Origin of the sequence: Frateuria sp., assembly GCF_013362045.1 — a bacterium.
Lineage (GTDB): Bacteria > Pseudomonadota > Gammaproteobacteria > Xanthomonadales > Rhodanobacteraceae > Frateuria_A.
In genome coordinates, this window is record NZ_JABFWW010000277.1 from 1 (window position 1) to 12392 (window position 12392).

At 70.1% G+C, this 12392-nt stretch carries 10 protein-coding genes; 1 reads left to right on the forward strand and 9 read right to left on the reverse strand.

Going from position 1 to position 12392, the window contains the following annotated elements; genetic code table 11:
* Positions 1-175: 175 nt before the first annotated feature.
* The 9 genes from HOQ08_RS13385 to HOQ08_RS13425 all read right to left on the reverse strand — a co-directional run bounded on the left by HOQ08_RS13385 (position 176) and on the right by HOQ08_RS13425 (position 11405).
* Positions 176-1246 carry a hypothetical protein gene (locus HOQ08_RS13385; protein WP_291195784.1) on the reverse strand — a complete coding sequence of 357 codons (1071 nt, stop codon included), beginning with the start codon at positions 1244-1246 and terminating at the stop codon, positions 176-178.
* Positions 1243-1920, reverse strand: a complete 678-nt coding sequence (locus HOQ08_RS13390) for a cytochrome c (RefSeq protein ID WP_291195786.1) — start codon at positions 1918-1920, stop codon at positions 1243-1245. The genes HOQ08_RS13385 and HOQ08_RS13390 overlap by 4 nt, the downstream gene beginning before the upstream one ends.
* On the reverse strand, positions 1917-2453 hold the full coding sequence (locus tag HOQ08_RS13395) for a DUF3341 domain-containing protein (RefSeq protein ID WP_291195788.1): 537 nt from the start codon (positions 2451-2453) through the stop codon (positions 1917-1919). Before HOQ08_RS13395 ends, HOQ08_RS13390 begins: the two co-directional genes overlap by 4 nt.
* Positions 2450-3793: an NrfD/PsrC family molybdoenzyme membrane anchor subunit gene (gene nrfD, locus HOQ08_RS13400; RefSeq protein ID WP_291195790.1), complete on the reverse strand. Its 1344-nt coding sequence runs from the start codon at positions 3791-3793 to the stop codon at positions 2450-2452. Before nrfD ends, HOQ08_RS13395 begins: the two co-directional genes overlap by 4 nt.
* Positions 3790-6723 carry a Fe-S-cluster-containing hydrogenase gene (locus tag HOQ08_RS13405; RefSeq protein ID WP_291195792.1) on the reverse strand — a complete coding sequence of 978 codons (2934 nt, stop codon included), beginning with the start codon at positions 6721-6723 and terminating at the stop codon, positions 3790-3792. The genes nrfD and HOQ08_RS13405 overlap by 4 nt, the downstream gene beginning before the upstream one ends.
* Positions 6724-6985: 262 nt before the next feature.
* Positions 6986-7633 carry a cytochrome c3 family protein gene (locus tag HOQ08_RS13410; RefSeq protein WP_291195794.1) on the reverse strand — a complete coding sequence of 216 codons (648 nt, stop codon included), beginning with the start codon at positions 7631-7633 and terminating at the stop codon, positions 6986-6988.
* Between the two features lie 126 nt (positions 7634-7759).
* Positions 7760-9073: a cytochrome c gene (locus HOQ08_RS13415; RefSeq protein WP_291195797.1), complete on the reverse strand. Its 1314-nt coding sequence runs from the start codon at positions 9071-9073 to the stop codon at positions 7760-7762.
* Positions 9070-10830 (reverse strand): GMC family oxidoreductase, encoded by a 1761-nt coding sequence (locus tag HOQ08_RS13420; protein WP_291195800.1) that lies wholly within the window; start codon positions 10828-10830, stop codon positions 9070-9072. Before HOQ08_RS13420 ends, HOQ08_RS13415 begins: the two co-directional genes overlap by 4 nt.
* Entirely contained in the window at positions 10830-11405 is a 576-nt protein-coding gene (locus HOQ08_RS13425; protein WP_291195803.1) for a gluconate 2-dehydrogenase subunit 3 family protein, read from the reverse strand. Before HOQ08_RS13425 ends, HOQ08_RS13420 begins: the two co-directional genes overlap by 1 nt.
* A 488-nt stretch (positions 11406-11893) precedes the next feature.
* On the opposite strand from HOQ08_RS13425, the gene HOQ08_RS13430 reads away from it, so the two are divergent.
* Entirely contained in the window at positions 11894-12319 is a 426-nt protein-coding gene (locus HOQ08_RS13430) for a response regulator (RefSeq protein WP_291195805.1), read from the forward strand.
* The last annotated feature ends 73 nt before the right edge of the window (positions 12320-12392 follow it).

Consider the following 12392-nt stretch of genomic DNA (forward strand, 5'->3'; position numbering starts at 1 on the left):
AACCGCGGCGGCGGCGGGAGCGGCCGCATCGGCGCGGCGCCGGCGGTGAGCACCGGCCGCGCCCACACGTACACCAGCAGCACGATCGCCAGCAGGCTGAGCGCCAGGATCGCCGCAGCCCAGTGCAGCAGGCCTGCGGCCACGGCGTATGACTCGTGCGAATCGGGCTGGCGGCTCATGCGCTCGCCCCCAGCGCGGCCCGCCGCTGTGCGCCGTAGCCCAGCCACCACAGGCCGCCGATGCCGACCCACGCCAGGGGATCGCTCCAGGCCAGCGCGTTCGTGCGCAGCCCCGGCAGCACCAGCCAGCCGGCATAGCCGACCTGCGCGGCGAACAGCCACCACGCCACGCCGGCCAGCCACACCGCGCGCTGCTTGGCCCGGCGCGAGAGCAGCACCGCGAACGGCAGCGCAAGGTGGAAGACCACCAGGAACGCGCCCAGCCACCGCCACGGCGTCTTCAGGCGCGGCAGATACCACACGGTCTCGGTGGGCAGGTCGGCGATCCAGACGGTGAGGTAATCCATGAAGGCGAGGTAGCCCCAGGCCAGCACCAGCACCATCAGGATGCTGCCCAGGTCATTCAGCCGTCTGGACGTCCATGCCGCGGCGGCCGGTTCGCGCCAGGCCACGCTGATGCCGACCGCCAGCGCCGCCGCCGCCAGCAGCTGAGCCGTGCCCAGCAGAATGCCGAATGCCGTCGAGTGCCAGCGCGGCACCAGCGACACCACCCAGTCGACCGCCGCCACCGAGATGCTCAGCGCATAGATGACCAGACCGCCGGCCGCGAAGCGCCCGGCCTGCGGCGTGTCCAGCCGCCGGCGCATGCCGTGTGCGAGCCACAGCCACAGCAGCCATAGCACCGCCGCGCGCGCGACGAAGAAGGGCGCATCCAGCCACCAGCGTTGCGCCGGGTCCGCGCCCGCGTGCTGGCCGGCCCAGGGAAACACGACGGCCACGCCGATCAGCACCGGCAGCAGCAGCAGCGCCATCAGCGGCAGCCGCCGGCTCGCCGCCAGCAGCGCGGGGCGCAGCGCCACGCCCCAGTCGCCGCCGGTCAGCGCATGGATCATCAAGAGGCCGACGCTGCCCAGCGCAGGCGCCAGCCAGAACAGCCAGGCGAACAGGTAGGACAGCAGCACCACGCGCGGTGCGTGCAGGCCCAGCAGCAGGCAGGCGACGAGCGCCAGCAGGCCGGCCGCCGCGGCGAGGCCTTCGTTGCGTGAGGTCTTCGGCAGCGCGCTCATCGCTGCGTCTCCCCGCCCTTGTCCGGTGTCGTCGGCAGTCGCGCCAGCTCCTTCGGCGCCAGCCGATCGCGTGGCGCGTGCTGGGAAAGCTGCAGCGCACGGATATAGGCCACGATCGCCCAGCGGTCGCGCGGGTCGATGCGGTCGGCGTAGGGGTACATCACGCCGTAGCCTTCGCTGATCACCTGGTAGAAATGGCTGTCCGGTGCGTTGCGCAGGCGGTCGGTGTGGTAGCTCGGCGGCGCCGGAAAACCACGGCGCACGATCATGCCGTCGCCATCGCCGCTGCGTCCGTGGCAGGGCGCGCAGTAGATGTCGAAGCGCCCGCGGCCGCGCTCGAGCAACGCCAGCGTGACCGGCAGCGGATTGGCGTAGCGCCGTTCACCGACATCGCCCTGGGCGAGGCTTGCGCCCTGCGCATCCAGCGGCACGGCCGGACCGGGATCGGGCGGCAGCGCCATGTGCCCACGCCGCCCGCTGCTGGTGTCGGCCGCCGCACCCTGCGCCAGCGGCACGCTGCCCGGCGGCGGCGTGCGTGCGCTGGTGCCGTCGGCAAACAGCGGACTGGGTGCCAGCGGCTTGTACCTGGGCTGGTCGTACATGTCGTGCATGGCCTGCTCGCAGCCGGCCAGTGCGAGCAGGGCGAAGGCGAGCACCGGGCGGCGGACGCTCACGGCACCACCTCGTCGATGGACAAAGGCGCGAGCCGCGCGAGGTCGGCGTGCGCGCGGCCTTCGTCGAAGCGCGGATCGTCCGCCCGCAGCCACAGGAAGAACCCATCGCGGCTGGCCGCCTCGAAGCCCGGCACGGCGAACAGCGGATGCACCAGCCGCGGCAGGCCGTTGGCCACGAACAGGCCGGTCACGCCGAACAGCGCTGCGAACAGGATGGTCATTTCCAGCGCGGCCGGGATGAAGGCCGGCCAGCTCGCGTCGGGCCGGCCGCCCACGTCGATCGGGTAGTCGACCACCGACGCGTACCACTCGAGGAACAGCGTGCCGAAACCTCCGCACAGCCCGCCCAGCAGCACCAGCAGCGGGATGCGGTTGCGCACCGGCCCCAGCGTCTCGGCCAGGCCCTCCACCGGATAGGGCGTGTAGGCCTCCAGTTGCGTGTAGCCCAGATCGCGCAGCTCGCGCACGGCCTGCAGCAGCGCTCCGGCGCTGTCGAAGCGCGCCAGCCAGCCGCGGTCGCAGGACACGCTCATGCCGCCTCCCGGTCGAGCCTGGCGCGCAGCTTGCGCAGCTCGAACATCGGCAGCACCGGCAGCAGCCGCACGAACAGCAGGAACAGCAGCAAGAACAGGCCGATCGAGCCGACTAGGAACACGATGTCCCAAAAGGTGGGATAGAACATGCCCCAGCTGGAAGGCAGGAAGCCGTGGTACAGGCTGCCGACGATCAACAGGAAGCGCTCGAGCCACATGCCGATGAGCACCAGCAGCGCGATCACGAACAGGACGGCGCGACTGCGCCGCACGCGCTCGAACCAGAGCGCCTGGATCGCGATCACGTTGCAGCCGACGATCGTCCAGTAGGTCCAGGCGTAGGCGCCGGTGAGCTCGGCCATGGCGTGGGCGACCTCGTAGCGGTCGCCGCCGTAGAAGGCGTTGAACAGTTCCGCGGCGTAGCTGTAGTCCACGAACAGGCCCGCGGCGAGCATCAGCCTGGCGAGGTTTTCGATGTGCCGCGCGGTGATGAAGTCGCCCAAGTCGAAGTAGCGCCGCAGCGGAATGCCCAGCACCAGCACCATGGCGAAACCGGAAAACAGCGCGCCGGCCACGAAGAACGGCGGAAAGATCGTCGAGTGCCAGCCCGGCAGCAGGCCCTCGGAGAAATCCAGCGCCACCATCGAGTGCACCGAAAACACCAGCGGCACCGCCATCGCGGCCAGCAGGAGGTTCAGCGTCTCGAAGCGCTGCCAGTGCCGGGCCTCGCCGCGCCAGCCGAGCGCGAGCAGGCCGTAGAAGACCTGCCTGCCGCGCGTGCGTGCGCGGTCGCGCAGGGTGGCCAGGTCGGGGATCAGGCCGACGTAGAAGTACAGGATCGACACGATCAGGTAGGCGACGATCGCGGAGAAGTCCCAGAACAGCGAGCTGCGCCACTGCGGCCACAGGCCCATGCGGTCGGGATAGGGCGCCAGCCAGTAGAAGAACCACGGCCTGCCCAGGTGCAGGATCGGGAAGATGCCCGACACCGACACCGCGAACACGGTCATCGCCTCGGCATAGCGGTTGAGCGCGTTGCGCCAGCCCTGCCGCGCCAGGTACAGCCCGCCGGAAATGAAGGTGCCGGCCATGCCGATGGCGATCCACCACACGTAGTTCGCGATCGCGAAGGCCCACGCCACCGGGATGTCCAGGCCCCAGATGCCCACGCCCCTGGCCAGCAGCCAGGCGATGCCCACGCCGAGCCATGCCGTGAGCACGAAGGCCAGCGCGAAGGCGAACAGCCACAGGCGGCCCGTGGGGCGCTCGAGCACCAGCCCGCTTACCGTGTCAGTGATCGAGGCGTTGGTTTCGCGCGGGGCGAACAGCGGCACGCTCATGCGTCGTCCTCCAGCGCCGGATGCGGATTGCGGATGGAGGCCAGGTACGTGGTGTGCGGGCGCGTGTTGAGTTCGGCCAGCAGCGCATAGTGCCGCGGCGAGGCCTTCTGCCGGCTGACCGCGCTGGCGGGATCCTGCTGGTCGCCGAAGACGATCGCCTGGGTGGGGCACGCTGCCTGGCAGGCGGTCAGCACCTCGCCGTCGGCGATGCGCCGCCCGGCGATGTCGGCCGCGATATGGGCGGTCTCGATGCGCTGGATGCAGTAGGTGCACTTCTCCATGACGCCGCGGTTGCGCACCGAGACGTCCGGATTGCGCTGCGCCTTGAGGCTCTCGGTCGCGAGGTCGCTGTACTGCAGGAAGTTGAAGCGGCGCACCTTGTACGGGCAGTTGTTGGAGCAGAAGCGCGTGCCCACGCAGCGGTTGTAGACCTGCACATTGAGCCCTTCGGCATCGTGCACGGTGGCGCCGACCGGACAGACCAGCTCGCACGGCGCGTGCTCGCAGTGCATGCACGGCACCGGCTGGTGGTGGATGCGCGGGGCCTGCGCGTCGCCTTCGTAGTAGCGGTCGACGCGGATCCAGTGCATCTCGCGGCCGCGTTCGACTTCCTCGGCGCCCACCACGGGGATGTTGTTCTCGGCCTGGCAGGCGATCGTGCAGGCACCGCAGCCGATGCAGGCGTTCAAGTCCACGCTCATGCCCCAGGCGTATTCGCCGGGTGGGCGTGCAGGGTAGAGGCTGGGCGGCGTGGGCGCATCCTGCGCGAAGGCTGGCTGCGCGCGGAACTGCTCCAGCGTGCCGGTACGGACCGGCGCACGCCCTTCCATGGCGTGGTGGCGCTGGGTCGCGGCGAGGGTGTAGTGCGCGCCGGTGCGATTGATTTGCAGGCCACCGCTGCGCCAGGGCGCAGCAAGGCTGCGCAAGGCATAGGCATCGAAGCCCAGCTGCTCGCCCACGCGCCCGGCCCGGCGGCGGCCGTAGCCCAGATGCGCGGTGACGCTGCGTGCGGCTAGCCCCGGCATGATCCACACCGGCGCCTGGGTGTGGCGGCCGCCGACGCGCAGTTCCAGCGCATCGCCGTTCTTCAGATCGTGCGCAAGGGCCAGCTCGGGGCTGACCAGCGCCACGTTGCTCCAGGTCAGCGTGGTGAGCGGCTTGGGCAGTTCCTGCAGCCAGCCGTTGTTGGCGTAGCGGCCGTCCCACACGGTGGGATCGGGGGCGAGCAGCAGCTCGAGGCCGGACGGGTCGTGCGGCGCGTGCCGCTGCGCGAGAAAGCCCGTGTCCACGCGCGGAGCCTGCGCGGGCGGTGCGCTGCCGGCGATGACACCGACCTGCAGGCTCGCCGTCCAGAATCCGTCGGCATCGGCGCCATCCTGAGCGCGCCAGGTGGACTGCACGCACTCGCGCTCGCTCCGCGTGTCGCCCAGGAACATCGCCAGCAGCTGGTGCACGGTGCGGCTGTCGTACAGCGGCGCGATCACCGGTTGCACCAGGCTGGCGGTGCCATCGGCAGCACGCAGGTCCGACCAGCTCTCCAGCGCGTGCGAACGCGGCAGGTGCCACTGGCAGGCGAATGCGGTCTCGTCGCGGTACAGGCCCAGGTGGATGCGCTGGGACACCTTCGCCAGCCGTTCGGCGAAGCGCGCATCGGCCGGCGTGGCGTAGGCCGGGTTGCCGTCGAGGACCAGCAGCGTTTCCACGCGGCCGGCGGCCATCGCTGCGGTGAGTTCGCGCAGGCCCTCGCCGGCGTTTTCCCAGGGCTCGGCCGGCGCGTAGTACTCGACCGTGCGGCCGGCGTTGCCGAGCGCATCGTTCAACAGGTGCGCCAGCGCATGCACCCACGGCGGCTGCGCGCGGCCGGCAAGCACCAGCGCGCGGCCGCGCTGGGCCTCCAGATCCTGCGCCAGCGCACGCAGCCGGCGCGCGGAGATGCCGCTGGATTGCGTGGCATGCACGCCCGGCAGGCCGAGCAGCTCGCCCAGCTCCAGCGCGAAGGTGCCCACCCGTGCGCTGGCGAGCGGCCAGCGGTGGTCGGCCTTGGCGCCGGTCAGGCTCGGGCTGGCCTCGACCACGTACAGGCGGTTGAAGTCATCCGCTTCGGGCATGCGTCTGCCGATGAAGTCGCGCGCATGGCGCAGCGCGCCGGGCTGGCTGCCGAGGAAGTCGGCCTCCAGCGCGAGCACCACCTTCGCCTGGTCGAAGCGGTAGCGCGCGCGCAGCGGCGTGCCGAGGGCGAGCAGCGCGCCGGCCAGCGCGCTGTCCTCGTCGATGGCTTCGTACTGGTACCAGCGCGAGCCGGGGAAGCGCGCCAGCCATGCCCCGCGCTGCGCAGCCAGCGTGGGCGAGTCGATGCGGCCGCCGAGCACGTGCAGGCCGCGGCCATCGTGCACGTAGCGCGCGGCGAGCGTGGCGGCCTGCGCGCGGAAGTCGTCCCAGCTGGCGGCGACGCCTTCGTGCAGCGGTGCCTGCGAGCGGTCCGGGTCCCATAGTTCCAGCACGGCCGCCTGCATCGCCGGCGAGGTGGCGCCCAGGCTCATCGGGTGGGCTGGATTGCCTTCGATCTTGGTCGGGCGGCCCTGGTGGGTCTCCACCAGCACGCCGGCCACGTCGCCGGCGCAGGCGAGCGTGCTGGCGTAGAAGCGCGGCAACGCCGGCGGCAGCTGGTCGGGATGGCGCACCCACGGCACGATTTCCTGCTGCGGCGGACGGCTGCAGGCGCCCAGGCCCGCCAGCGCGAGCGACGCGCCGAGCAGCCTGAGGAAGCCGCGGCGGTCGAGCCCCGGATCGAGCAGCGACGGGTGCGGCACCAGTTCGTGGATGCGCGCGCGCACGTCGGGCTGCCCGGCGAGCTCTTCCAGCGCGCGCCAGTAGAGGGGGCCGCGGGCGTTGGCGAGCCGGTCGCGCAGGGCCTGGTCGAGGGGGTTCATGCGCGTTCCCTCGCGCTTGGGGCAAAGGCCTCCCCCTCTCCCCAACCCTTTCCCCCGGCATGGCCGGGGGAGAGGGAGCAGATTGCGCGAGCTTGCCCGCCTTGCTCCCCCTCTCCTGCGCGCAGCGAGGGGAAGAGGGTTGGGGAGAGGGGGAGGCCGTTGGCTTTGCTTCGCTCGAAGACAGAAGCAGGAGAATTCCGTCCCTCGATCTTCCCCACAACGTCGCGCGCAGGAGAGAGCGGTCCAAAAACAAGGCGCGCCATCACCGATGACATACCGAGCAATCCGCCAGCCGGCGCGTATCGATGTGGTAGCGCCCGATGAGCGCCAGGCCGAGCTTCTGTTGGTCCTGCGCCTTCCAGTCCATGGCGAACTCCTCTTCGCGCGGGCGCAGGTAGTTCTGCGGCGCGCGATGGCAGTCCAGGCACCACTTCATCGACAGCGGCCGCGTGCGCATGGTCAGCGCCATGCGGTCGACGCGGCCGTGGCAACTCTCGCAGCCGACACCCTTGGCCACGTGGATGGCGTGGTTGAAGTAGACGAAGTCCGGCAGCTGGTGCACACGCTGCCAGTGCAGCGCCACGCCGCTGCGCCAGCTCTGCACCACCGGCCTGAGCATCGCCTGGTCGGTGTAGAGCTGCGAGTGGCAGGTCATGCAGGTGGCGATCGGCGGCATGCCGGCGAAGGCGGAGGTTTCCACCGTGGCGTGGCAGTAGCGGCAGTCGATGCCGTCGTCGCCGACGTGGTGCTTGTGGCTGAAGGGCACCGGTTGCTCCACCGCCTCGCCGATGCGGTGCGGCTCGTTGGTCAGGCCGCGCCAGGCCAGTACCGCGGCGCTGGCGAGCACCAGCAGCGCGAGCAGGATGAGCTTGACGAGCAGGCCCACGCGCGGATGGAAGATCTGGGTCATCGCCCTCTCGTGCGGCCCCTTCAAGCGAGCGTTCGCCGCCAACCATTGCAGGGTGCGTGTGAAGTGCGCGCGGCCGCCCTTCCCTAGCGATGGGACGCGAAGCGCCAAACCTTCGCCCGGGAGAAGTCAGCCGCCCGGCGACTTGCGCAGGGTCCTGCGCAGGTCTTCCACGTGGTCGGCATCGACCGCCTCGGCGCGATTGCCCCAGGCGTTGCGGATGTAGGTGGTCAGGTCGGCGATCTGCGCGTCGTCGAGGCGGTCGGCGAAGCCCTGCATCACCAGGCCGGTGGCATCGCCTCGCGTGGCGGGAATGCGCGCGCCCTGCAGGATCACGCCGATCAGCGTGTCGGCGCTGCTGGCCTGCACCGCGCTGTTGCGGCGCAACGGCGGGAAGGCGCCCTGCTCGCCCTGGCCCTCGGCCAGGTGGCAGCCGGCGCAATGGTCGACGTACAGCGCCGCGCCGCGGTCGAGCGTACTGCGGTCGATACCGGCCAACGATGCCTCCTTCGGGGCGGGCAGGCTCTTGAGATAGACGGCCACGGCCTGGCGGTCGGCCTCGCTCATGTACTGCGTGGAGCGCTCGACCACCTCGGCCATGGGCCCGGCGGCAGCGCTGAGGCTGTTGTGCCCGGTACCCAGGTATTGCGCGATGTCCTGCGCGCTCCAGCCGCCCAGCCCATCGCGGGTGCCGCCAGCCAGGCTTGGCGCGTAGGCGTTCTCGCCGAAGCCGCCGGTAAGCGGGTCGCTCGGGTCGGTCGCACCGGCGAGGTTCTTGTCGCTGTGGCAGGCGCCGCAGTGGCCCACGCCCTTGACCAGGTAGGCGCCGCGGTTCCACTGCGCCGAACGCTTCGGATCGTATCGGTAGGTGCCGTCCTTGAAGTACAGGCCGTTCCATACCGCCATGACTCCGCGCCGATCGAGCGGCCAGGGCAGGTCGTTGCTCCGCGTGGGCTGGCGCACCGGCGCAAGCGTATCCAGGTAGGCCTTGATCGAGAGCACGTCGTCGCGGCTGAGGCGCGTGTACCAGGGATAGGGGAAGGCCGGGTACAGGTGGCGGCCGAGGCGGTCGATGCCCTCGTGCATCGCGCGATAGAAGTCCGCTCCGGTCCAGCGGCCGATGCCGGTTTCCGGGTCGGGCGTGATGTTGGTGGAGTAGATCGTGCCGAAGGGTGTGGGAACGGCGCGGTCGCCCGCGAACGGTACGCCGCCGGGCGCGGTATGGCAGGCCTCGCAGTCGCCTGCGCGCACCAGGTAACGGCCGCGGGCGATGTCGCCGTACGGACCGGGACTCATGCGTTCGCCGAGCTTGACTGCCGCGGCGGCGGCGACGTCACGGTCGTGGGTGCATCCGGCGCAGAGCGCGACGGCGACGGCCGCGCAGCACAGGAAGGCGGCTGCCTTGGCGAGCGGCATGGCCCGGGAACCGTATGGCGTGCTCATGTCGGCACCAGTGCGCCGGGGTTCTTCAGGTAACGCTTCATCGCCTGGGCCGACCAGTAGGTCAGTGCGCCGATGGTGCCGGTGGGGTTGTAGCCGGGGTTCTGCGGGAACACGGCCGAACCCATCACCCAGAGGTTGGGCACACCCCAGCTTTGCAGGTAGCGGTTGACGAAGCTGGTCCTCGGGTCGCTGCCCATCGCCGCGCCGCCGGTGTTGTGGGTGGTCTGGTAGGGCACGATGGAATACGGGCCCTGGCGCTTCCTCACGTGCACGCTGGCGCCGGGGATCGCACGGCCGATCTTCGCGGCCTGGCCGGTGAGGAAGTCCGACATCCGGTGTTCGTTGGGCTGGAAATCGAAGGTCAGCCGCAGCAGCGGATTGCCGTAGGCGTCGCGCCAGGTGGGGTCGAGGTCCAGGTAGCTCGAGCGGTAGCTCATCACGCTGCCGTGGGTGGCGATCGAGCAGGCGGTCAGGTAGTGCTCGTGCATCGCCTGCTTCCAGCCGGCGCCCCACTTGGGCGCATGCTCGGGCAGGTAGTGCTGCAGGATCGGCCGGCCGCCGGTGTTCCACAGGGCGACGTAGCCGCCGCCGATGAAGCCGTGCGGGCCATGGTCGAAGTTGTCGCCGTTGAATTCGTCGATCGCCTGGCCCAGCGCGCCGGCGCCCATGAAGGGGTTCAGCCGCTCCTTCTGGAACACGTCCACGGCCGAGGTGATCTGGTAGGCGTAGTTGCGCCCGACCACGCCGCTGTTGGCGGCCGGGTCGTAGGGCTGGCCGATCTTGGAGAGCAGCAGCAGGTGCACGTTGTGCTGGGCGAACGCGCACAGCACCACCATGTCGGCCGGCTGCTCGATCTGGTTGCCGTCGACATCGACGTAAGTGACGCCGGTGGCGCGCCTGCCGGTCGAATCGGTGTTGACGCGGGTGACGTTGCAATGCGTGCGGAAACGGAAGTTGTCCTTCTTCAGCAGCACCGGGAGGATGGTCGTCTGCGGGCTGGCCTTGGAGTAGTTGCCGCAGCCGAACCACTCGCAGTAGCCGCAGTAGGTGCACTGGCCCATCTGCACGCCCAGCGGGTTGCGGTACGGGCGCGAGGCATTGGCGGCCGGGCACGGGAACGGCTTGAAGCCCACCGCGCGCGCGGCCTTGTCGAAGAGCACGGTGGAGGCGCTGCGCTCCAGTGGCGGCAGCGGGTAGCCGCGCTGGCGCGGACCCTCGAACGGGTTGCCGCCTTCGATGAGCTGGCCCTTGACGTTGCCGGCCAGCCCGGAAATGCCGCAGAGGTATTCGAAGCTGTCGTAGTGCGGTTCCAGTTCCTCGTAGGTGACGCCCCAGTCCTGCAGGTTCATGTCCTGGGGAATGAAGCTCTTGCCGTAGCGCTGCTCGGTGTGCGAGCGGACCACGAAGTCCTGCGGCAGGAAGCGCCAGCACTGCCCGTTCCAGTGCACGCCGGCACCGCCCACGCCGGCGGCCGGAAGGAACGAGCCCAGGTGGCGCATCGGCAGCGCGGTCTGGCCGGCGTTGTTGCGGAAGGTCAGCGTCTCGCGTTCGGGCGCCTCGAAGATCTGCTTGCGCACGGCATAGCGCAGCTCGTCCTGGATGTGGTCGGTGGCGAAGTCGGGCACCGTGTCGCGCCAGGCGCCACGTTCCAATGCCAGCACCTGCGCGCCGGCGTCGGTGAGCTCCTGCGCGATGATCGAGGCGGTCCAGCCGAAACCGACCAGCACCACGTTCACCGGCGGCATGCGCCGCGCCATCAGGTCGCGCTCCGGGGGTGGCCGGGCGCCGCGGTGGGCGCACGGCCGATCAGGCTCACGAACGGCTGCTGATAGGGCTGGCCGTACTGGCGGATCTCGCGCACGTAGTTGTAGCGCGGACCGGGGAAGCCGATCAGCTTCCAGCCGGCGAAATCGCGATTGCCGCCGTAGGCCGGGTCGGCCAGATAGCCTTCCTGGGTGTTCTGCCAGAACAACTGGAAGAAGGTCTTGGCAGGCAATTCGCCCAGGTCGACCTTGCCGTCCTCCAGCGCGTGCAGCACCGCGTCCTGCTGCTCGGCCTTGAGCTTGGCGAACGGCTGCTGGTACTGCTTGCGGCAATGCGCGTCGATGCCGGCGATGGCCTGGCGGTAGATCTGCGCGGGGGTGTAGCGCAGCTGATAGCCCTGGGTGTCCACGCCGCGGGGCCAGGGGCCTTGCATGTACCAGCGCTCGGCACGCCCGTAGGGGCCGGCCAGCTGCAGGTCGATGAAGGTGGGGACGCCGGCCTGGTCGGCGCCGGGCCCGAGCGCATCGGAGGGAATCAGCCGCGCGACGGCGGCGCTGACGAACTCCATCTCCTCCGGCGCCAGGAAGGCAGAGGACGAGGCGTGCTCCGTGCCGCCTTGCGTCCGGCCGCAGGCGCAAAGCGCCATGCTGGCGGGAACGGCCGTGCCGACGAGCCTCAGGAATTCCCGACGTGCCGGATCGTGCCCCACGTCTGCCGCCTCCTCCCGCTGGAAAATAGAAGCCTAGGCAGGTGGCGGTGAAGGCAGGGCGTCATCCCGGTGAAAACCGTGGTAGTGCGCCGCAATATCCGGCGTCCTTCGTGGCAACTTGCGTCAAGCGGCTTATCTAGGAGTCCGCTGAGCCGTTGCAGACCCTTTTCTTACGTGCCTGCTCGCAGGCTCGGCCTGCAAGTGCACGGGACATCAACATTTGTGAACCGAAGACGGAAGATCGCATGCTTAATGCTTGACGCAGCAGGGCTTTGGCCTGCACGCTTCCGTCACTTGTGTATGGTCAGCATTCACGGTTCTGGCCGCGCGAGCGTGCGGGAGGGGTCATGGCAAAGGACAACCTTGTACTGCTGGTGGAGGACGACTCGGACACGCGCGAAGTCATGGCGCTGCTGCTCGATGCGGCCGGCTACCAGGTGTTGTCCGCGCGCGATGCCAAGAGCGGCATCCGGCTGATGGACGAGCAGCCGCAGATCGGCGTGATCGTCACCGACGTCAACATCGGCGGCGGGCAGGACGGCATCAGCATGACCGAGGAATTGCGCCGGCGCGGCTCCAATGCCGCCGTGGTGGTGATTTCCGGCGATCCGGAAGCCTCCAGCGACCGCCTGGGCCCGACCGCCACCTTTCTGCCCAAGCCGTACGACCGCAGGGCGCTGCTGGCCGCCATCGCCGACGCCCGCGCCAAGAATGCCCGCGCCTGCGCCGTCGCCGACGACGGCACGCCGCCCTACCCGGGTGTATCGCGCTAGCCACATGCGGTAGGTTGATCCTGTCGAAGTCGGCCATGCGGGACACGGTTGCCCGGTGGGCTGCCATCCCCTT